The sequence below is a fragment of the Flavobacterium sp. AC274 genome, assembly GCF_979258275.1.
In genome coordinates this window covers 3824535-3847122 of sequence record NZ_OZ409852.1, presented here as the reverse complement: position 1 = coordinate 3847122, position 22588 = coordinate 3824535, and the positions used below count along the sequence as shown (strand labels likewise).

Genomic DNA, 22588 nt, shown 5'->3' with positions numbered 1-22588 from the left:
AATTAAAGCTTCTGTTAGACTTATATCACTTTTAAAATTAATCACCTATTTTGTTAAATTTTTATATGAGCTTACATCACATATAGCTATGTTTGTTGATGCAAGTAAAACGCCTTTTTTAAGTTAAATAAACTATGTTTCTATGTGTTTAAAAAAATATGCCCAACAGATTAAACTTATATCACTATTAAAATTCATCACCTATTTCGTCAAACTTTTAAATGAACTTACATCACTTATATGGTAGAAAAAATAATTCCAGTATACTCCATGATACCATTAAAAAAGCAATATGTTTTCCCATTTAACTTTGTCCCGTTAATTTAAAAAACATAAAAATGGACAATTTAAAAAATAAAGTTGCTGTAATTACCGGAGGAAATAGCGGAATAGGTTACGCAACGGCAAAACAATTAAAAGAACAAGGTGCAACGGTTATCATTACCGGAAGAAGAAAAGAAGCGATAGAAAAAGCAGCTTCAGAATTGGGTGTAACAGCTATTGTAGCAGATCAGTCGAATGTTGCAGACACCGAAAATCTGGTTGCCAAAGTAAAACAAGATTTCGGGCAGGTTGATATCCTTTTTATCAATGCCGGAATCGCCGGTTTAGGTACAGTCGAACAAACTACCGAAGCTTTGTTTGACAGTATCATCAACATCAATTTTAGAGGAGCGTATTTTACATTAAGCAAATTCATTCCTATTTTAAAAGATGGTGCTTCGGTTGTATTTCTTTCTTCAAACACAGCGAGTATGAGTGGTGCAGGATCATCTGTTTATTCTTCTAGCAAAGCAGCGCTAAATTCGGTTATGAAAATTGCAGCCTTAGAACTAGCACCAAGAAAAATCAGAGTAAACTCCGTTAGTCCGGGACCAACAGAAACCGAAGTCATGAACAAAGTAGGTTTAGACAAGGAAACCATTAAAACCATTATGGATGTTGTGGTAGAAAGTAAAGTTCCCCTAAAACAAATGGGAACCACTGAAGACGTTGCCAAAATGGTTTCGCACCTAAGCAGCAACGCCTCAAAATTTATCACCGGAGCCGATTTTATTATGGACGGAGGGATGGTATTAGCATAATTTAAGGTTCAGAGGTTCATAGCGACAAAGGTTCATAGGCTTTGCTTTTTGGAATTTGGAATTTAAAAAAATTTGGAATTTAATTTTCATTAGGAGCTATTCCTGCTGTCCTTCCAATCTTTTGTGCCTCCCGAAGCCTCGGGACCGGCACAAAAGGATTTTCCCTCCCATCAGGGCTAGGGCACTCGTTTTCATAAGAAATAATTAAATTTAAAACCTTTGTCTCTCTGAACCTTTGCTACTTTGAACCTTCCTCAAAAAAAACCTTTGTACCTTTGTTCCTCTGAACCTTTGTACCTTTTCTCATGAAACAACTCTTAAAAGACCACATCTCCAAAACCGTTTCATTAACAGATGAAGAGTTTGACTATTTCTTTTCGCATTTTAAACCGCAGTCTTTCAAAAAAGGCCAAACGATTATTAGTGTAGGTGATAAGGTTGATTGTGAGTATTTTGTAATTTCGGGTTGTGTAAAGGCTTTTTACATTAACGACGATATTAAAATGTATATCCTGCAGTTTGCAATGCCAACCTGGTGGACATCGGACTACGCGGCTTTATACAATCAAACAAAAGCAACTATTAATATAGATTGTATTTCTGATGTAGAATTGCTTTGCCTTTCCAATGCCGATCGTGAAAAACTTTGTGCCGAATTTCATCAAATCGAACACTTTTTCCGTTGGCGAACCAACAAAGGATATGTTGCATCCCAAAAACGCCTTTTATCTTTTATGAATAATAATGTCAAAACACGTTACGAAGAACTTTTGGCATTATATCCTCAGCTTTACAACCTTGTTCCCAAACATTTAATCGCTGCTTATCTAGGTGTTTCCAGAGAAACTTTAAGTAGGCTTAATAACTCCTGATTTTTTTTAGCCACAGATTTCACAGATTAAAATGATTTTTTTCACGCAGATTTGGCAGATTTTATTTTTTTGAGTCTAGTTTGTCATTTCGAGGAACGAGAAATCACATCACGTAACCATTACGTAACCACACAGTGCGTTGCTCTCTGAATGTGATTTCTCGTTCCTCGAAATGACACAAAATGAGAAAAAACTTCGCGACTCTGCGCGATTAAAAACAAATACAACAAATAAAAAAATCTGCTTAATCTGCCAAATCTGCGTGAAATAATACCCCAAAACCCGAATGTGATCTACATCACGTAACCAACTTCCATAGTCGCCGTTCCTTTGTACTGTACTTTAAATACAACAACAATTAAATACAATAACAATGGAAACAACAAATTTTAAAATCGTAAGCGCAAACAGCCAAATCGATTGGACCGGAAGAAAAGTAACCGGCGCACATAATGGAACAATTGGTATCAAAGAAGGTAATTTTATCCTGAATGATGGAAAAATAAATGGTGGAAACATCATCATTAATACTTCGACAATAAAAATTCTGGACGTTACAGATCCGGCTACAAATGCACAATTTGCAGGACACCTTGCTTCAGATGATTTTTTCTCTATCGAAAAATTCCCTACAGCTACATTGGATATTCTTTCAGTAAAAGAAATTTCAAACAGCACTTATCATCTTGAAGGCAATCTTACCATAAAAGATATTACACATCTTGTTGGTTTTGATGCCAAAGTAGAAAACAGCAGTAACGAAATTAAACTTTCCGGTAAACTGGTTATTGACCGTACCAAATACGATATCAGATTCCGTTCTGGAAATTTCTTTACAGATTTGGGAGACACATTAATCTACAACGACTTTGACTTAGATTTTACTATTACTGCCGAAGCCGTACTTTCTGTACAATCTAAAAACTAAAGCCATGCCTTACGTAAAAATCGAATTGACCCGCGAAGGAGTAACCCGCGAGCAAAAACAAGAATTAATAAGCGGCATAACCAATTTAATTACAGATGTTTTAAATAAAGATCCGCATTTAACACATGTCGTGATTCAGGAAATAGAATTAGACGATTGGGGTTACGCAGGAGATCAAGTATCAGTATTAAGAGAAAAAGGCATAACAGCCGATAAAAAATAAAGATCATGAAAAAACAAACTATAATCGTTACCGGAGCAGCTTCTGGTATCGGAAAAGGAATCGCTAAATACTTTTTGGACAGAGGCGATAATGTTGTCATCAATTCAGTAACACCAAGTGCATTAGAAAACACTTATAAAGAATTTGGAGCAGGTGATAACCTGGCCATGTTTGCCGGAGACGTAAGCAAAAAAGAAACAGGAGAACAATTGGTGAAAATTGCTCTTGAAAAATTTGGTTCAGTAGATGTATTGGTGAACAACGCCGGAATCTTTGACAGCAAACCATTTCTTGAAGTTGATGAAGTTTACTTAGATAAATTCCTGACTACAAACTTTAAAGGAACTTATTTTACAACACAATCCGTGATTCCGCAAATGCTAAAACAAAAAGACGGCGTTGTAATTAATATCGGAACGCCGTTGGTAAACCACGGTTTAGGCGGATGGCCGGCTTCAGCTCCTGTTTCAAGCAAAGGTGCAATTCATGCGCTTACCATTCAGCTGGCAGCCGAATTTGGAAAACAAAATATCCGTGTAAATACTGTTGCGCCTGGCGTTATCCGCACGCCAATGCACGGCGACAAAGCCGATCAGAATGCAGGTTTACATTTGCTAAACAGAGTTGGTGAAATCGATGATGTGGCTGAAATGGTGTATATCGTTGCCAAAAGCACGTTTATTACCGGATCAATCATTAATGTTGATGGCGGTAAAGGTGCCGGACACAATTTAAACTAATAATGAAAACTTTTTTATTAATTGCTTTTATGCTCTGGAATTTACAGGGCATAAAAGCACAAAACAAGATCACAATGGAAAATCAGGAAGATGTTGCAGCAATTACAAATGCCATTGAAAACAATTATTTGAAAGGCATTTATGAAGGAGATGTAAGGATTTTGGGAAGCATTTTTTATCCCGGAACATTGGTTTACGGTGATATAAAAGGGCAACCTTATTTCAAGACAGTCGATTTATATCTCGACGGCGTAAAAAACAGACAAAGTCCGAAGGATTCAGGAAAACCTTTTAAAGGAGAAATTTTGGATATTCGGGTTGTAAATTCAATAGCCGTAGCCGAAATTAATGTTAAAATGTACGACTTTTATTATCGGGATTTTTTATCTTTTCATAAGATTAACGGAAAATGGCTTATTGTCAATAAAATGCTGACTGACTTAAGTCAATAATTTTAAACGAAAAAGCAATGTGGAATCATACAAAAATAACAGAATTATTGGGTATTGATTATCCAATTATGCAGGGGCCGTTTGGCGGGAATTTATCTTCGGTTGAATTAACTGCAACGGTATCCAACGCTGGCGGATTGGGCGGATATGGTGCTTATACCATGAGTCCGCAGGAAATTTTTGAGGTAGACAAACAAATAAAAGCGGCAACCAATAAACCGTATAATATCAATCTTTGGGTTTCAGATCATGATATTCCGCAAGGTGGTTTAACAGACGAAAAATTCGGTAAAACCATCGAACAGTATCAACCTTATTTTGATGAAGTTGGGATTCCGTTACCGGAAAAACCAGCGCCGTTTCAATCCAGATTCGAAAATCAGTTAGACGTAATATTAGACATTCGCCCAAAAGTATTCAGCTTTATGTTTGGCGTGCCTTCGGCCGATGTTTTAGAAGAATGCCGTAAAAAAGGAATCATAACATTTGGTGCCGCAACAACTCTGGACGAAGCCATTTTTCTGGAAGCTGCAGGAGTTGATATGATTATTGCTTCGGGTTTTGAAGCCGGCGGACACAGACCTTCTTTTTTGGCTCCTGCCGAATCATCCTTAACGGGAACTTTTGCTTTAGTGCAATTAATGAAAGAAAAAATAAAAGCACCCATCATCGCCGCCGGAGGAATTGCAAACGGAAAAGGTGTTGCAGCAGCTTTGGCATTAGGTGCAGACGCTGCCCAAATAGGAACCGCATTTCTTGCTACCGATGAATCGAATGCATTACCCATTCACAGAGAAATGTTATTTTCTGATGCAGCAAAATACACCACTTTATCAAGAGCCTATACTGGCAGACTCGGACGCGGAATAACCAGCAGAATTGCAAAAGATTTAATTGGTAAAGAAGAAAATATTCTGCCTTTTCCACTACAAACGACTTTAATTTCGCCATTGCGAAAAGCAGCGCTCGACCAGCAAAAATGGGATATGATTTTATTTTGGGGCGGACAAATTTCTCCCATTTTAAAACACAGAAAAGCAAAAGATTTAATGCATTCGCTGATTGAAGAAACTACAAGTTATTTCAATGATTTGAAAGGTTAATTTGATAAAAAAGAATTGAGACGAGGCTGCCCAAAAAGGTAGCCTTTTTTATTTTCGCAAATTAGTACCAAACCCGACAGGTTTCGATCCCGAAGTTTCGGGACTGCTGGGTTTACCCTAAAACGTATCAAGGAATATTCAAATAGATGTAGTCCCCACGGGACAATTTTGCGTGCGGTTATTTTTTTCTACCAACATGTAACCTCTACGAGGTATTACAATAGATACTCCTTTAGGAGTTACATATTGGTAGAAATATGAATTGTAGTTTTTAGAATGTCCCGTAGGGACTACATAATTGCGCAAACCTTTGTCAAAGTTTCAAACTTTGACAAAGGTAAACCCAGATAACCGAGTATTACAATATCAACACCAAACTTTCAACTTCTTCAATGTCCATTTCAGCATTAACTTCGTCCATTTGACTTATTTAATGATTTTAAAACGCTTGTTATCAAAATACTTTTGACAAAGAAATTAACTGATAACAAATAATTTAAATCAAAAAAATGAAAACAATTCAAAAAAACAAACGCAGTTTTCTAAGCACAATTGCTACAGGAACTTTTATGCTGATTGCCGCTACAGGCATTGCACAAAAAAATCAGACAGCAACTAAAACCAGCGACGCGTCTATTAGACCTTATCATATTAGTATTTCGCAAGATGCATTAACAGATCTTCACAATCGTGTCAATGCGACAAGATGGCCGGATAAAGAAACGGTTACCGATCAGTCACAAGGAGTAAAACTACAGCAAATTCAAAGCCTTGTAAAATATTGGGGAACTGATTATGACTGGCGCAAAACAGAAACTAAGTTAAATCAATTGCCACAATTCGTAACAAACATTGATGGCTTGGATATTCAGTTTATCCACATCAAATCTAAAAACAAAAATGCTTTGCCATTAATTATTACACATGGCTGGCCGGGTTCTTTCTTTGAACTTATTAAAGTAATCGGACCATTGACTGATCCAACATCTTATGGAGGAAAAGCCGAAGACGCTTTTGATTTGGTGATTCCGTCAATGCCAGGTTACGGATTCTCAGAAAAACCTACAGGAACAGGTTGGGGGCCAGAAAAAATTGGGAATGCTTGGGATGTTTTAATGAAACGTTTGGGATATAAAAATTATGTATCTCAGGGAGGCGATTGGGGTTCTGTAATTGCAGATGCCATGGCGCGTCAGGCTCCACAAGGATTATTGGGAATTCACGTAAATATGCCTGCAACAGTTCCGGCTGATGTTGCAAAAGCACTTAAAGACGGAGATCCGGCTCCTGCAGGATTATCTGTAAAAGAAAAAGCAGCTTTTGTTTCGCTGAATAAATTATACACAAAAGGCGGCGGTTATGCAGGAATGATGGTAACACGTCCGCAAACTTTAGGCTACGGATTGACAGATTCTCCTGTTGGATTGGCGTCATTTTTCTTAGACAAATTCAACGAATGGACATATAGTGGAGGAAATGCCGAAAAATCACTAACCAAAGATGAAATGCTGGATGATATTTCATTGTATTGGTTAACAAACACAGCCAATTCATCGGCACAATTGTATTGGGAAAACAATACGAACAACTTTAATGTGGTAGAACAAAAAATACACGACATTAAAATTCCGGTTGCTGTAACTGTTTTTCCCGGAGAAATCTACCAGGCACCAAAAAGCTGGGCCGAGAAAGCATACAAAAAACTGATTTATTTTAATGAAGTAAACAAAGGCGGACATTTTGCTTCGTGGGAAGAACCACAGCTTTTTACAATCGAACTTCGTGCAGCTTTTAAATCATTAAGAAAATAAAAACTCTTGTTGAGGTGAAATAATTTCAGGATTTAGCCTGTCCATTTCAACTTTTACTTTGTCCGGTTCACCTTTTTTGTGATTGTAAAAGGATGGTAATCGCGATACTTTTGACGAAGAAATTAACTAATAATCAAAACATTAAATACAAAATATTATGAAAACAATAAATCAAAAATCAGCTTTAGTACTTTCTAAATTAATTTTAATTGCGGTACTTTTCTTTACAACAACACAAATTTCTGCACAATCAGATAGTTCTCTAGGAACATTAAAACAAATCAACGCCGGGCTTTTAAATGTGGGGTATACAGAGGCTGGTCCGGCAAACGGAAATGTAGTAATACTGCTTCACGGCTGGCCTTATGATATACATAGTTATAATGAAGTAGTGCCTGTTTTAGTTGCAAAAGGTTACAGAGTAATTACACCTTATTTAAGAGGTTTTGGAACAACTCGTTTTCTTTCGGATGCTACTTTTAGAAACGGTCAGCAAGCCGCATTAGCAAGTGATATTATTGCTTTAATGGATGCCTTAAAAATTAAAAAAGCGACTATAGGCGGATTTGACTGGGGCGCAAGAACGGCGGTAGTTATGGCGGCACTTTGGCCGGAACGTTTAAACGGATTGGTGTCTGTAAGTGGCTATTTGGTTGTAAATCTTGAAGCGAACTTAAAACCTTTAAATCCGCAAGCAGAGTTAGGCTGGTGGTACCAATATTATTTTGCTACCGAAAGAGGAAAAATCGGCTACAGCCAAAATACATACGAATTCAATAAACTGATCTGGAAAATTGCGTCACCTATTTGGAATTTCGACAAAGCCACTTACGACCAAACAGCACAATCATTCAATAATCCGGATCATGTGGCAATTGTAATTCATAATTACAGATGGAGACAATCACTTGAAGGGGGAGAATCTAAATATGATGTGTTGGAAAAACGTTTGGCCGAAAGACCGGCAATTACAGTTCCAACAATAACAATAGGAAGCGATTTTGACGGCGCTTTCGCAGATGGAAAAGCCTACGCCAATAAATTTACAGGCAAATACGAACACAGAATTCTAAAAGGCATTGGGCATAATGTGCCACAAGAAGATCCAAAATCATTTGCTCAGGCGATTATTGATGTGGCGAAATAATAAATTCCAATTTTTTATCCCGAGACTTCGGGACCAAATTCCAAAATTTAACCGCAAAGTCCGCTAAGTTTTTTATGGATTGCGCTTAAATTTAACCACAGAGAACACAAAGATTTACACAAAGAACACAAGTTATATAAACACACAGCTTTGCGATCTCTGTGTTTTTATAAACCTTCACTATAAAAAAAACTTTGTGTACTCTGCGGTAAAATTACACGCTCCAAAAATCAATTTCAATAACAAATTCAATAATCTAAAATCTAAAGTCTAATATCTAAAATTAAATTAATCATGAAAAAAGTCTTATACACAGGAAAAACACACACAACAGGAGGAAGAGAAGGAGCATCACAAAGTTCTGATGATCAACTAAACATTAAATTAAGTTCTCCGGGATCTTCAAGTCCGGGAACAAACCCGGAACAGCTTTTTGCTGCGGGTTGGTCTGCTTGTTTTATTGGCGCAATGGGAATCGCAGCCGGAAAATTAAATATAAAACTTCCTGCAGAAACCGCTGTAGATGCCGAAGTAGATTTATGTAATGCAGATGGCGAATATTCATTACAGGCTCGCTTAAACGTAAGTCTTCCGGGAATCGATGCCGAAACTGCAAAAAAGATTACCGATATGGCACATCAAACTTGTCCGTATTCTAAAGCAACAAGAGGGAATATTGATGTTGAAATTAATATTCTGTAACACCCAAGTATCTATCCTGCAAGGTTTCCAAAACCTTGTAGGTTTGATTTTTAACGTGTAGATCAATCATTCTAAACTCATTATACCTACAAGGTTTTGAAAACCTTGCAGGAACGTATAAAAACACACAACATGAAAAAAATAAAATTAATACCCATTTTAAGTGCATTATTTCTTCTGGCAGGAATAACTGCTTTTGCACAAAATAATACAAATAAAAAAGGTTTTGCCGTTCTGGAATTATTTACTTCAGAAGGATGTTCAAGCTGTCCGCCCGCAGATGAATTGATGGGGAAAATTCAAAACGAATATCAGGATAACAATGTTTACGTATTATCTTATCATGTTGATTATTGGGACAAACAAGGCTGGAAAGATGTTTTTAGCAATGCTAATAACACCAAACGACAATATGATTATGCCCAATTTCTGGGGAAAGAGCCTATTTATACGCCACAATTAATCATCAACGGAAAAGCAGATTATGTAGGTTCACAAGAAACAATTGTTAGAAACGCTGTAAAAACAGCACTTTTAAAACCTGCAAATGTCGATGTATCCTTACAGGCGAATCAAACCAATACCAATCTTACAGTAAATTATAGTATTGAAGGAAATACCAAAAACAGTAAATTGTTGATCGCCATAGTTCAAAAATCAGCTAAAAGTAATGTAAAAAGAGGAGAGAATGCACATCGCGTTTTATCGCATTATCAAATTGTGCATCAGTTAAATTCAATAGAAATTGCAAAAGATAAAAAAGGAACTTCTGTAATTCATTTGCCTAAAAATTTCAACACCAAAGATTTTGAAGTAATTGGTTTTGTTCAGGATCTCAAAACCGGAAATGTTTTAGGGGCAGATAAAGCTGTCTTTCAATCAATATAAAAGTTTTTGTTTCACGCAGATTTTGCAGATTTGAGCAGATTTAAATTTTAAAATCATCTGCCTGAATCTGCTTAAATCTTTTTTAAAATCTGCGTGAAATAAAACACAATATAACTTCGCAAAGTCTACAAATAGCTTTGCGAACTTATATTTTTACAAAACTTCACTTATAAACAACTTCGCGAACTTTGCGTAAAATCTTTGCGAACTTTGCGGTTAAAACTCAATATTCTATCTTTGACAAGCAAGATAAAAACAAACACAAAAAATGGAAAAAGTAAAACGCTTTCAGGTATCGCGCCGTGTTATATGGGGAAGCTCCGTTGCGCTGGCGATTCTTGCTTCAATACCCAAATTATTTGATGCTTTCTCTACAGCTTCAGACATCGTTATAAACTCATCAATAACCTTGATGTTTTCGATGTTTATCTGGTATTATAATATTTACAGTCTGCCAAAATTTACGTCACAGCGTACCCATAAGAGTTTATTCAACTGGAAACTGCTTTTAAGTGTTTTAATGGGAATCCTGGTCATGGTTATTTTGGTAATTGCACATCAGGAATTGTTTCAGGTATCCAAAATGGATGCGCCAATTATGTTCGAATTACGAGGTGTTTTAATCAATTTAATTGTTTATATGTTTCTGCATTTGTTATTTCAAAATTATCAGACACAGCAAATTGCGGTAGAGTTAGAGCGTACTCAGGCGGTAAATCTGGGCGCACAATACGAATTGCTGAAACAGCAGGTAAATCCGCATTTTTTGTTTAACAGCCTCAACACTTTAAAATCGATGGTTGATATTCAGGATCCGCAGAGTTCTGATTTTATTCTCAAATTATCTGATTTTTACCGTTTTACGCTCGAAAGCAGAAAAATGGATTTAATCTCGCTTCGCGAAGAACTTCAAATTTTAGACTCCTATGTTTATCTGCTAAAAGCCCGTTTTGAAGACGGATTTGAAGTGACAAACGAAATCGATCCAAAACAATACGATTCGGCAATTCCGCCATTTTCATTACAATTATTAATAGAAAACTGCATTAAACACAATGTTGTTTCATTAGATAAACCTTTGAAAATTAAATTATATACCGAAGGTGATTTTCTGGTGATCGAAAACCAGATTCAGCTCAAAAGAGGCGCATTATCCACAGGCGTTGGTTTGGATAATATCAACCAGCGTTTTATGCATTTGATACATAAAGAAATAGAAATAGACAAAACCGAAACTACGTTTAAAGTAAAAATACCCATGATTTATGACTATCGTAATAATTGAAGATGAAGTAAAAACAGCCAAAGCACTTGGTCAGCTTATATTGAGTATCAGGCCAGATGCCCAGATTTTATCGTACATACAAAGTATTGATGGAGCGGTGAGTTATCTTCAGGAAAACGACCAGCCCGATCTTATTTTTATGGATATTCAGCTCGCAGACGGTTTGTGTTTTGAAATCTTTAAAAACGTTGAGGTGTTATCGCCCGTAATTTTCTGTACCGCTTTTGATGATTATGCGATTGAAGCTTTTAAGTCAAACGGAATTGATTATGTACTAAAACCTTTTTCGAGAGAAAGCATTGCGCAGGCGATTAAAAAAGCGGGAGAATTGAAGAATTTTTTCCAAAGAAATAAAAAAGCCATGCCTGATTTTGATTATTTACTGACCAGAACAGGCGAAAATAAAGGCAAAAGTAGTTTTTTGGTTTTTAAAAATAATAAATACCAAACCGTTTTAACAGAGAATATTGCACTGTTTTATATCAAAAATGAAACCCCAACTATATTGACATTTGATAAAACAGAATATCAAATTACACAATCCTTAGATGAGGTTCATAAACTATTGTCGACAACTCAGTTTTTTAGAATCAATAGACAATATTTGATCAATTTTTCGGCTATTAGAGAAGCAGAGCATTATTTTTCGCGCAAGCTGATTATCAAATTAACAATTCCTACCGAAGAAAAATTACTGGTAGGAAAAGAAAAAGCAACCGCCTTTTTGAGCTGGCTGGAAAACAGATAATTATTTCAGTTTTTCGATCGCATTTTTTATGGCGATTTCATCATTTTCCTGAAACATAAAACAGCTCAGAAAGAATAAGATAGAAAGAACAATGGCAAAGACGATTAAGATTGGTTTTTTCATGATTTTTTTGTTTAAAGATTTTACAAAAGACTAAGTCATAAAAGTTTTTTTCACGCAGATTTTTTTAATCTAAGCAGATTTACGCAGATTATTAATATTTAAATCTGCTCAAATCTGCGTTATCTGCGTGAAAAAAATCATTTTAATCCTTTAATCTGTGGCTATATTTAAAATGTTCAACGAATATTACGCAGCAACATAAGTCGCAGTATATAATTTTCTAAACATTAAATAAGTAACACTCACCATCACAAAAGCAATAATAGCATCGGTTGTAGCACCAAAACCAAATACCGCCAATTTCGAAAAGAAAGCAAAAATGATGTCGAAAAAGATTCCCGCAAATACCCATTCTTTCAATCGAAGTAATTTATTCGGAATCAACAAAGTGATAATTCCAGAGATTTTCATTACTCCAAGAATGTAAATAAAGTGTGCAGGATAACCCAGTTGTTGTGTAATTTCCCAAACAATTTTATTGGTTGTAAGTTCAAAAAATCCGCTTGCGCCAAACCATAAAGAAGTTAATACTACGCCAGTCCAATAAATAATTTTTGTTGTTTTTGTGTTCATGATTTTTATATTTTTAATTATTTGATGAGACAAAATTGCGTTGAAAGCAGGAAAATAAATAGTGTTATTTTGCTGAACCGGACAAATTAAAAGGTGAAATAGGCAATCTCAAACCTGATAAGAATTCATTGCCAAAAAAGAACTTTATTAACAAGAATTTACGATTTTTAAAATTCCATTAGTTTTATATTTGTAATGAACATTTGCCCATAAAAGCCAAATACCATTTGTATGAAAGAAATCAAAGCTTTTACAATTATTGTTTTTCTGTTGCTGGCTTTCTCCTTAAAGTCTTATAGCCAGCAAGTAAAGCTGATTAATATAGACCAGCTTCAGGAAAGAATGAAAGTAGGAAAAGACACTACTTATGTTGTTAATTTTTGGGCAACCTGGTGCGCACCCTGCATTAAAGAATTACCTCATTTTGAAAAACTTACTGCAGAACATAAAACAGATAAATTGGCTGTATTATTAATAAGCGTTGATTTTAAATCGAAACTTACTTCAGCAGTTGTACCATTTGTAAAAAGAAAAAATCTTAAGAATCAGGTATTTCTGTTAAACGAAAGCAATCCGCAGGAATATATCGATCGCATTGATCCGTCGTGGTCGGGGAGTATTCCCGCGACATTATTCATAAAAGGCGATAAAAGAAAATTTATAGAAAGCGAACTTACCTACGAACAATTACTAACCGAATATAAAAAACTATAATTATGAAAAAGTTTATCACACTTGCACTAATTTTTAGTGCCTTTCTAGCTCAGGCACAAGCTCCAACTCTTAAAGCCGGACAGCCAGCACCGGATTTTAAACTGAAAAATGTTGATAATAAAGAAGTTTCTTTTGCCAGTTATCCAGATGCAAAAGGTTTTATTGTGGTGTTTACGTGCAATACATGTCCGTACGCAAAAGCATATGAACAAAGAATTATCGATTTGGATAAAAAATTCAAGCCACAAGGATATCCTGTAATTGCCATAAACCCAAATGATCCCGAAGCATCAAAAGCAGACACTTTTGATAAAATGCAGGATTTGGCAAAAGAAAAAAATATGCGTTCCCTTATTTATTTGATAAAGGACAAATCGTTACAGATCAATATGGTGCAAAACATACACCACATCTTTTTGTAGTATCAAAAACCGCAAAAGGAACTGTTGTAGAATATACAGGCGCTATCGATAACGATCCTGAAGGAACTAAAGACGAGAAAACGAAATATGTTGAAGATGTAATTGCATCATTAAAAAACAATCAAAAACCAGCTATAACCGAGACTAAAGAAATTGGCTGTACGGTGAAAAGAAAAGCGAAAGCGTAATTTTTTATTGTTTTTAAAATCATTAGGCTGTCTGAAAAGGCAGCCTTTTTTGTTTTTATGTCATTTCGTTTTTTATGATGAAATTGATTTTTTTCAGGAGCTAATCCCGCTATCCGTTCCAATCTTTTATTTTTTTAAAGAAAAAAATAAAAGGATTTCCTCTTCTATCGGGGCTAGGGCAATCATTTTCAAAAGAATGTTTTCGTCTAGTTTGTCATTTCGACGCAGGAGAAATCTCCGCAAGAAACTCCACATAGTTATTCATTTATCAGGCTTAAATTATAAATTCAAAACGCATTGTCTTCAATTCTTCTAATTTATTTGATGTAGTTTTTACAGTTTTGACAATATCTAATTTTTTGTCGATAGAATATTTTGCACCAGTTTTGGCATCTCTAAGTTGTCTTATTTTATTTGTAAGATTTTATTTGTAAAATTAATTATTTCTTTTAAATAAATCCCTTTTACATTCCTTCATTTTACTTACATCTTTTTACTATTGGTCACATTGATTATAAGAAAATAACTATTTTTTCACTATAAATTATTATATAAATCAATTTAATTACTAATTTTGTTTAGAACAAATCTAAATAGTAATGAAAAATTTCCTGATTGCCGATTCTGAAAACCTACATATAATTGGATTGAGGCACACACTAAAAAAGATGGTGAAAACACCAAATTTAAGAGTAGTAAATTCAAGAGAAGAATTGTTTAAGAGTTTGGAAAAAAATGATGTCGATTGCCTGATTATCGACCCCAATAATATCTTTTTGTTTTATGATGACGATTTGAAAATTATCAAAACCAATTTTCCTAAATGTAAAATCATTATTCTGTCTTATTTTAAAAACAAACAAACCATTGATAGTTTTTTAAAAGATAATATAAACGGCTTTATATCAAAAGATTGCAAAGAGCAAACAATTTATGATGCCTTGTATAAAATTCAAAACGGAGAACGTTATTTATGTCCCAAAACATTAAATGCGCTTATGGATGTTTTAGTTTTGCCTTCTGCAGATGATGAGAAACTAACGCTTAGAGAATTCGAAATCCTGAAACAAATAGCACAGGGAAACAATGGTAAAAACATCGCTTCTGATCTTTTTATAAGCATTCATACCTTTCGTACGCATCGTAAAAACATTATGAAAAAAACAGGCAGACACACTACTTCTGAATTGATTCTCTACGCTTTAGAAAAAAAATAGCATAATTTTCGTATAATTTAAAGATATTTTATGTTTTATTTCCTACTATATATGAGGTATTTTATCTACCTCATATATAGAAACAATTTTCGCTTTTTTGTGGTATTGATTTAATTTTCTGACAAATATACATTTGCTAAAATTATTCTTTAGAATCAATCTAAATAAATACCACAAATGGAAGCACAAGAAAAAGTAATAACATTACCTCAAGAAATTGTAATTGATAATGTGCATGTAAAGCATGTTTTTTCGAACAATAATAAATCGATTGGGATTTATAGAAAAAGCATGAAAAAGGCCATTAAAACAATTGGAAATCACTTAAAAGAGAGAAATACCCCATTTACCGGCACAAGTATTTCTATTATAAAAAGAAAAATTGACAACATTTATCTCGAAGAAAACAAAAAAGGCAAAAGTCTGGATTATGTTTTAGACGAATTAAAAGATATTTATCTCGACGATTGTATTCATTTTCATAATCCCAAGTACATTGCGCATCTTAATTGTCCAATTCTTACGCCAACACTTGTGGCAGAAGCTTTTATATCTTCCCTGAATTCTTCAATGGATACCTGGGATCAAAGTACCGGGGCAACTTTTATCGAATTGAAACTGGTGGAATGGACGCTTGAAAAATTAGGTTATCCAAAAAATGCCGATGGAATTTTTACCAGCGGAGGAACGCAATCGAACATGATGGGTTTGCTTTTGGCAAGAGACCATTACATCAAAAAACATTATGGAATTGACCCAAAAATGGATGGATTACCGCCTGAAGCTTCAAAATTCAGGGTTTTATGTTCCGAGGTAAGTCATTTTAGCTTGAAGAAAAACCTGAGTTTGCTTGGTTTAGGACAAAATGCAGTAATCCCGGTTGCGGTAGATCCTGATTTCAGGATGAATACCAATGCATTAAAGAAAGTAATTCAACAGCAAAAAGATTTAGGGAATATTCCGATCGCTATTGTTGGAACGGCCGGAACAACTGATTTTGGTTCGATTGATCCGTTAACTGAAATAGCTGCAGTAGCCCGCGAAAACGACATTTGGTTTCACGTTGATGCAGCCTACGGCGGCGGATTATTAATCAGCGAAGCTCACAAACATAAACTCGACGGAATCGAATTATCAGATTCAGCTACAATAGATTACCACAAAACTTTTTATCAGCCTGTAAGTTCAAGCGGATTTTTTATGAGAGACAAATCATTTGTGGATTATATAAAATACCACGCTGATTATCTAAATTCTAAAGAACAGGAAGACGAAGGAATTCCAAACATGGTAAAAAAATCAATCCAGACAACACGCCGTTTTGATGCCTTAAAATTGTGGTTTACACTACGAATGATCGGTACAAAAGGTTTAAGCTCTTATATGGATAAAGCGATTGAAAATGCACAGTTTACAGCCAACTTACTGCGCCACAGAGACGATTTTGAAATCATTCATAAACCTGAAATAAGCGCTGTTGTATTTCGCTACACACCATTCGAAAACGGAACAGAAACATCGTATTGCGGCGTAAACAGTTATATCCGTAAAGCGATTTTTAATGAAGGAAAAGCCATCATTACAAGTACAAAAGTCTACAATGAAGTATTCCTGAAATTCACCCTTTTAAATCCGCTAACAACGCCTCAGGATATCGAAGAAGTTATCGATTTGATTGTACACCACGGAAACGAATATTCATTAAAAAATTAAAATTATCATGACAAATAAAACATACGATTTCATAGCTGTTGGAGTAGGACCTTTTAATCTTGGTTTAGCCTGTTTGACAGCACCAATCGAAAATCTCGACGGTTTATTTTTTGATAAAAACGAATCGTTCAACTGGCATCCGGGCATGTTGCTGCAGGATACGACATTGCAGATTCCGTTTATGGCCGATTTAGTGACTTTGGCAGACCCGACGAGTCCGTTTAGTTTTTTGAATTATATCAAAGAACAAGGCAAAATGTATTCGTTTTACATTCGTGAAAATTTTTTATTGTTAAGAAATGAATACAATCAATATTGCCAATGGGCGATTAAAAAATTACCAAACGTATTTTTTAATACCGAAGTTACGGCAATAGAATATGATGAGAATCAGGAACTTTATATCGTAAATACCGTTTGTACAAAAACAGATGTAACGACAATTTATAAAACAAAAAGGATTGTTTTAGGAACCGGAACTGCACCGCACATTCCGAAATCCTGCCAAAATTTAAAAGGAAAAGCAATTCATTCATCGACTTATATTCAGAATAAAGCGGAACTTCAAAAACAAAAATCAATCACGGTTTTAGGAAGCGGACAAAGTGCTGCTGAAGTTTTTAATGATCTTTTGCAGGAAATTGATGTTTACGGATATCAGTTAAACTGGATTACAAGATCGTCGCGCTTTTTCCCGATGGATTACAGCAAGTTAACGCTTGAAATGACGTCTCCGGAATATGTGGATTATTTCTACAACCTTCCTTCAGACAAAAGAGATCATCTGCTAAAAAATCAAAAATTATTGTACAAAGGAATCAACAAAGACTTGATTGCAACCATTTTTGACACGATTTACAACAAAAAAGTAATTACAGAAATTGATGTAAACCTTAGAACAAACGCTGCTTGTACAAAAGCTTCTTTTGATGAAAATAAGCAATCGTTTGAATTGGAACTGCATCAGGTTGAGCAAGATAAAAAATATCGCCATAAAACCGATGCCTTGGTTTTAGCGACAGGTTACGGTTATAAATTGCCTCAGTTTTTAGAAGGCATTGCCAACAGAATTCAATGGGACGAAAAAGGACGTTTTGCCGCCAACAGAAATTACAGCATTGACAATAATGCCAGTGAAGTTTTTGTTCAGAATGCCGAGTTACACACACACGGTTTTGTTACGCCCGATTTAGGAATGGCGTGTTACAGAAATTCATATATAATCAAAGAAATTACAGGAGTTGAACATTACGCGATAGAAACCAAAATTGCTTTTCAGGAATTTGGTGTTCCGGTGTCAGAAGTTATCGAATCTCCGGTATTTGAAACAATCGAATAATTATGGAAACAATTCAGAAAAAAGAGAGTTCTGGCGATCGATATTGCCAGAGGTACGAGCGTGATTTTAATGATGATGATTCATACCATGCTGATTTACGGCACAATTGCGACCCAGACAAATACTGTTTTAGGAGAAATTATCCTGTGGTTAGGCCGCGGAACTACGATGTTTTTGGTTAGTATGGGAATTTCTTTTGTGTTATCAAGACGACAAAGTTTTCTGGCCGTTTGCAAAAGAGCCTTATATATTCTGGCGGTTGGTTACGGAATGAATTTTTTGAAATTTCTGGTTCCTGAATTCATTTTTGGTGGACTTCCCGAAGCTTTTGTTTCGGCTTACGGCTTAAAATCAGGGACTTTAGAAACAGGAATTTTCTTTTTGCTATTGGGCGATATCTTGCAATTGGCCGGAATCACTTTGTTTATCATGGGATTGATCAATCATTTTAGTAAAAGTAAATACGTGCCACTTGCTGTCGCCTTATTAATTATTTCCGTTTCAAAAGAATTAAGCGGATTTAGAATCGGTATTCAAGGTTTAGATTACATCTGCGATTTGTTTTTTAGCAATCAATTTAATGTCTATTTCCCTGTTTTTCCGTGGAGTGCGTTTATCTTAATCGGAATGTTTTTGGGAAGATGGTACAAAGAACTAAACGAAAATCAGGAAGTATTTTTTAAGAAAATGTTATTTGTCGGACTTGGGTTTATGGCTGTTGGCGGAATTTTAAATTTCTCTAATCCTGAATATCATTTTGGAGATTATTACCATTTAGGACCAGGCGGAAGTATTTTATTACTTGGATTAAATCTGGTTTTATATTGGTTTGTTAACATCGTTGTTCATTTGTTTAAAGAAAACAATAATGTGTTTAATGTGCTGATTTTCTGCAGTAAAAACGTTACGAGTTTATATGTAATTCAATGGGTTTTGATCAATTGGGGAATGTATGTTTTTGGCTTCTGGCAACATGATCAATGGATTGTTTTAGGTTTATTTCCGGTTGTTATCGGAACCAGTCTTACTGTTCAATTGGTTTACAACGAAATCAAAACACAATTACGCTCTAAACGCAAAAATCGTACTGAAGTACTTGTAAATAGTTGAAATCATTTTATTAATATGTAAAAAGGTTTTATCGTAGAGGTGCACAGCAGTGCGTCTTCGCAAAGTATTTCTGCCACGAATTTCACCAATTACCACAAATCGTTACGTTTAATTAATTAGTGAAAATTAGTGTAATTCGTGGCAAACTTCATTTACGAATGAAGTAAATATTAATTTAAATAGTATAAAAAATGAATACATATAATCCTATTTATAGCACCACAATTCCGGATTTCGGTACGATAGATTTTCGTCCGTTGCAATTGGAAACTGATGCAAGGATAATTCATGATTGGGTCAATCGTGATTATGCCCAATATTGGGGCATGCAGGGAAAAAATTAGAAGAAGTTCAGTTAGAATATGAAAAAATAACCAAAGAATCGGATGTTTTTATCGGATTGGTAAATGGTGAAGTTTCCTTTTTACTGGAACGTTACAATCCAAAACAAGATATAATCAGAAATTATTATGCCGTTCAGGAATATGATTGCGGAATGCATGTAATTGTGGCACCGTCAACAAAACCTGTACATCAATTTACCTGGCATATTTTTTCGAGCATTATGAAATTTGTTTTCAGGGATTTAACCATTCAGCGTATTGTGGTTGAACCGGATATCAGAAACAAAAAAATGTTTGACATCTGTCACCGCGTAGGTTTTGAAGATGCGCATGTTGTCAATTTACCACATAAAACGGCCTTGCTTGCTTTTTGTACGCGAGAACAATTCATCAAAAAAATAGATTCATTTAACCTTAATTATACCGAAATGAATACCGAAAACCAATTAGAATTTCCCGAAAAAGCCATTACACATATACAGCCCGAAGTTTGGGAAAAAGCCAATCGTTTATTGATTAAAAAAGCCATTTGTGAGTTTTCGCACGAGCTTTTAATTGAACCCGTTTTAGAATTTGGCGTACAAAACACAAACAAATATTCACTGGTTTCTGATGATAATTCGGTGAAATATACGTTTAAGGCGCAAGAGCTTGCCATGAATCATTTAAATATAGAAGTAAATTCTATTTTAAAATACAAAAATGAAAAAAAGGAAGCTTTGGATGCAGTTGATTTTATTCAGGAATTCAGAAACAGTTTAGGAATTTCAGAACAATTATTGCCGTCGTATATCGAAGAAATTATCAGTACACTTTACGGAAGCTGTTATAAATTATTAAAGGAAAATTCTACTTCAAAATCATTGGCCAATTCTGATTTTCAAACCATTGAACAAGCTATGATGGAAGGACATCCGGGATTTGTGGCCAACAACGGACGAATTGGCTACAACAGCATGGATTACAAAGCCTACGCGCCCGAAGCCGGAAACCCGTTTAAGATTTTATGGCTTGCCGGACATCGCGACAGAACTGTTTATGCGGGAACAAAAAAACTGGATTACGATACTTTGATTCAGCAGGAATTAGGTGTAGAAACCATTTCAAAATTCAATACTACAATTAAGGAAAAAGGACAAAATCCGAATGACTATTTCTTTATTCCTGTGCATCCGTGGCAATGGTTCAATAAACTAGCCAATTTGTTTTCGCCGGAAATTGCCAAAGGAAAATTGATTTGTGTGGGTTACGGACCAGATTTATATCAGGCACAACAGTCGATCAGAACCTTATTTAACTTAAGTAATCCGAAGAAATTCTATACCAAAACATCACTTTCAATCCTGAATATGGGCTTTATGCGTGGTTTACCGGTATTTTATTTGGGAACTGCGCCGGAAATGGCCGAATGGTTAGATCAGCTTTTGAGCGGTGACGAATATCTGCAAAAAGTTGGTTTTGGAATGTTGGGCGAAGTGGCTTCTGTAAGTTACATCAATCCGTATTTTGAAAGCTTTGGAAAACACAATCCATACAACAAAATGATTGCTTCATTATGGAGAGAAAGTCCGGTTGCGAAACTCAAAAACGACGAGCAATTAATGACAATGGCAGCGTTTTTACATTTAGATAAAGATGGAAATTCATTATTGTCAGAAATTATAAAAGCTTCTTCGTTATCAATAGATTCATGGCTTTCAGAATATTTCAAAGTTTATTTGAGTCCGTTATTACATTGTTTTTACCAATACGATTTGGTTTTTATGCCACATGGCGAAAACCTGATTCTAGGATTAGAAAATCACGTTCCGGTGCGTTCTTTCATGAAAGATATTACCGAAGAGGCTGTGATTTTAAATCCAGACGTAGAAATCCCGAAAAACATAGACAGAATTTATGCTGAAGTTCCCGAAGACGTAAAACTATTATCGATTTTTATTGATGTTTTTGATGGATTTTTCCGTTTCATGTCTGCCATTTTGGTTACGAGTGATAATTATTCTGAAGATCGTTATTGGGAATTGGTGGCAGAATGTATCTCTGATTATCAGGAAGCTAATCCGCATTTGGAAGCAAAATTTGAGAAATACGATTTGTTTGCCAATGAATTTCAGTTGTCTTGCCTAAATCGTTTGCAATTGAACAATAACAAAACCATGATTGATCTTGACGATCCTGTGGCGTTGTTACAATTTCAGGGAAAACTGCAAAACCCAATTGCGCCGTATAAAAAAATAATCGCTTAAAACCTTAACAGATGAATAGTATAATAACGCATCCGGAAAATGATGTCGCGACAGATGTTGTTTTTGTAAAAACGATTCCCGGTTTAGGTGTTTTTGAGCTGCGACCAATTGATATGGAAAACGATATTCCGTTGATTCACAATTGGGTCAATCGTGATTATGCCGTTTATTGGGAAATGAATGGTTTTTCTGTAGAAGAAGTAAAAAATACATATCACAATATTCTTGAAAAAACGCAGGTTTATATCGGCGTTTTTAATAAGGAAGTGGCTTTTTTATTAGAATGTTACGATCCTCAAAATGATATTATAGGTAAATATTACGAATCGCAAAAAGGCGATAAAGGCATGCACATATTGGTCGCACCGTCAGAAAAAGTAATCCCGAATTTTACCTGGAATATTTTTACCGTAATTCTCGACTTCATTTTTTCAGATTCAAAAAGCCAGCGCATTGTGGTTGAACCCGACGCAAGAAATCATAAAATCCATTTGCTGAACAAAAGAGCAGGTTTTGTATTTCAACACGTTTTAGAATTACCACACAAAAAAGCGCATTTAGAGTTTTGCACCCGTGAAGACTATTACAAGGCATTACAATCGGTTTAATTTATGA

General features: G+C 35.1%; 24 protein-coding genes. 22 read left to right on the top strand and 2 right to left on the bottom strand.

All coding sequences use genetic code 11. The annotated features are described in order from the left end of the window. Positions 1-338: 338 nt before the first annotated feature. From ACZZZT_RS17305 to ACZZZT_RS17245, 13 genes are all read left to right on the top strand, one after another. On the top strand, positions 339-1085 hold the full coding sequence (locus tag ACZZZT_RS17305; RefSeq protein ID WP_463461314.1) for an SDR family oxidoreductase: 747 nt from the start codon (positions 339-341) through the stop codon (positions 1083-1085). Positions 1086-1390: 305 nt separating this feature from the next. Then, positions 1391-1957 (top strand): Crp/Fnr family transcriptional regulator, encoded by a 567-nt coding sequence (locus tag ACZZZT_RS17300; protein ID WP_042564552.1) that lies wholly within the window; start codon positions 1391-1393, stop codon positions 1955-1957. Positions 1958-2330: 373 nt separating this feature from the next. Further along, positions 2331-2885, top strand: coding sequence for a YceI family protein (locus tag ACZZZT_RS17295; RefSeq protein WP_463461313.1), 555 nt, complete (start codon positions 2331-2333; stop codon positions 2883-2885). 4 nt (positions 2886-2889) lie between these two features. Continuing rightward, on the top strand, positions 2890-3108 hold the full coding sequence (locus tag ACZZZT_RS17290) for a tautomerase family protein (RefSeq protein ID WP_055095205.1): 219 nt from the start codon (positions 2890-2892) through the stop codon (positions 3106-3108). A 5-nt stretch (positions 3109-3113) separates the two neighbouring features. After that, positions 3114-3848, top strand: a complete 735-nt coding sequence (locus tag ACZZZT_RS17285) for an SDR family NAD(P)-dependent oxidoreductase (RefSeq protein ID WP_463461312.1) — start codon at positions 3114-3116, stop codon at positions 3846-3848. A 2-nt stretch (positions 3849-3850) separates the two neighbouring features. Then, entirely contained in the window at positions 3851-4300 is a 450-nt protein-coding gene (locus ACZZZT_RS17280; RefSeq protein ID WP_463461311.1) for a nuclear transport factor 2 family protein, read from the top strand. A gap of 17 nt (positions 4301-4317) precedes the next feature. Then, positions 4318-5403: an NAD(P)H-dependent flavin oxidoreductase gene (locus ACZZZT_RS17275; protein ID WP_463461310.1), complete on the top strand. Its 1086-nt coding sequence runs from the start codon at positions 4318-4320 to the stop codon at positions 5401-5403. A gap of 509 nt (positions 5404-5912) precedes the next feature. After that, on the top strand, positions 5913-7214 hold the full coding sequence (locus ACZZZT_RS17270; RefSeq protein ID WP_463461309.1) for an epoxide hydrolase family protein: 1302 nt from the start codon (positions 5913-5915) through the stop codon (positions 7212-7214). Between the two features lie 157 nt (positions 7215-7371). Then, positions 7372-8361: an alpha/beta fold hydrolase gene (locus ACZZZT_RS17265; protein WP_463461308.1), complete on the top strand. Its 990-nt coding sequence runs from the start codon at positions 7372-7374 to the stop codon at positions 8359-8361. A 294-nt stretch (positions 8362-8655) separates the two neighbouring features. Beyond that, a complete protein-coding gene (locus ACZZZT_RS17260) occupies positions 8656-9063 on the top strand; it encodes an organic hydroperoxide resistance protein (protein ID WP_463461307.1) in 408 nt (135 codons plus the stop codon). 132 nt (positions 9064-9195) lie between these two features. Further along, on the top strand, positions 9196-9951 hold the full coding sequence (locus ACZZZT_RS17255) for a DUF1223 domain-containing protein (RefSeq protein WP_463461306.1): 756 nt from the start codon (positions 9196-9198) through the stop codon (positions 9949-9951). A gap of 268 nt (positions 9952-10219) precedes the next feature. Then, entirely contained in the window at positions 10220-11236 is a 1017-nt protein-coding gene (locus ACZZZT_RS17250) for a sensor histidine kinase (RefSeq protein ID WP_463461305.1), read from the top strand. Next, positions 11217-11984 (top strand): LytR/AlgR family response regulator transcription factor, encoded by a 768-nt coding sequence (locus ACZZZT_RS17245; protein WP_073393920.1) that lies wholly within the window; start codon positions 11217-11219, stop codon positions 11982-11984. Before ACZZZT_RS17250 ends, ACZZZT_RS17245 begins: the two co-directional genes overlap by 20 nt. On the opposite strand, the gene ACZZZT_RS17240 is transcribed toward ACZZZT_RS17245, so the two are convergent. Beyond that, positions 11985-12107 carry a hypothetical protein gene (locus ACZZZT_RS17240; RefSeq protein WP_463461304.1) on the bottom strand — a complete coding sequence of 41 codons (123 nt, stop codon included), beginning with the start codon at positions 12105-12107 and terminating at the stop codon, positions 11985-11987. Between the two features lie 186 nt (positions 12108-12293). Continuing rightward, positions 12294-12680, bottom strand: coding sequence for a DoxX family protein (locus tag ACZZZT_RS17235; RefSeq protein WP_073393921.1), 387 nt, complete (start codon positions 12678-12680; stop codon positions 12294-12296). Positions 12681-12911: 231 nt separating this feature from the next. On the opposite strand from ACZZZT_RS17235, the gene ACZZZT_RS17230 reads away from it, so the two are divergent. From ACZZZT_RS17230 to ACZZZT_RS17190, 9 genes are all read left to right on the top strand, one after another. Further along, positions 12912-13394: a TlpA family protein disulfide reductase gene (locus ACZZZT_RS17230; protein WP_463461303.1), complete on the top strand. Its 483-nt coding sequence runs from the start codon at positions 12912-12914 to the stop codon at positions 13392-13394. Positions 13395-13396: 2 nt separating this feature from the next. After that, on the top strand, positions 13397-13816 hold the full coding sequence (locus ACZZZT_RS17225; protein WP_463461302.1) for a redoxin domain-containing protein: 420 nt from the start codon (positions 13397-13399) through the stop codon (positions 13814-13816). A 787-nt stretch (positions 13817-14603) separates the two neighbouring features. Further along, positions 14604-15221 carry a LuxR C-terminal-related transcriptional regulator gene (locus tag ACZZZT_RS17220; protein WP_463461301.1) on the top strand — a complete coding sequence of 206 codons (618 nt, stop codon included), beginning with the start codon at positions 14604-14606 and terminating at the stop codon, positions 15219-15221. A 177-nt stretch (positions 15222-15398) separates the two neighbouring features. Further along, positions 15399-16934, top strand: a complete 1536-nt coding sequence (locus ACZZZT_RS17215) for a pyridoxal phosphate-dependent decarboxylase family protein (protein ID WP_463461300.1) — start codon at positions 15399-15401, stop codon at positions 16932-16934. A 7-nt stretch (positions 16935-16941) separates the two neighbouring features. Next, entirely contained in the window at positions 16942-18273 is a 1332-nt protein-coding gene (locus ACZZZT_RS17210) for a lysine N(6)-hydroxylase/L-ornithine N(5)-oxygenase family protein (RefSeq protein ID WP_463461299.1), read from the top strand. 30 nt (positions 18274-18303) lie between these two features. Beyond that, on the top strand, positions 18304-19383 hold the full coding sequence (locus tag ACZZZT_RS17205) for a heparan-alpha-glucosaminide N-acetyltransferase domain-containing protein (protein ID WP_463462456.1): 1080 nt from the start codon (positions 18304-18306) through the stop codon (positions 19381-19383). Between the two features lie 191 nt (positions 19384-19574). Continuing rightward, positions 19575-19727, top strand: a complete 153-nt coding sequence (locus ACZZZT_RS17200; RefSeq protein ID WP_463461298.1) for an acetyltransferase — start codon at positions 19575-19577, stop codon at positions 19725-19727. After that, a complete protein-coding gene (locus tag ACZZZT_RS17195; protein ID WP_463461297.1) occupies positions 19703-21973 on the top strand; it encodes a GNAT family N-acetyltransferase in 2271 nt (756 codons plus the stop codon). Before ACZZZT_RS17200 ends, ACZZZT_RS17195 begins: the two co-directional genes overlap by 25 nt. Before the next feature lie 11 nt (positions 21974-21984). Beyond that, a complete protein-coding gene (locus ACZZZT_RS17190) occupies positions 21985-22581 on the top strand; it encodes a GNAT family N-acetyltransferase (protein WP_463461296.1) in 597 nt (198 codons plus the stop codon). Positions 22582-22588: the final 7 nt, after the last annotated feature.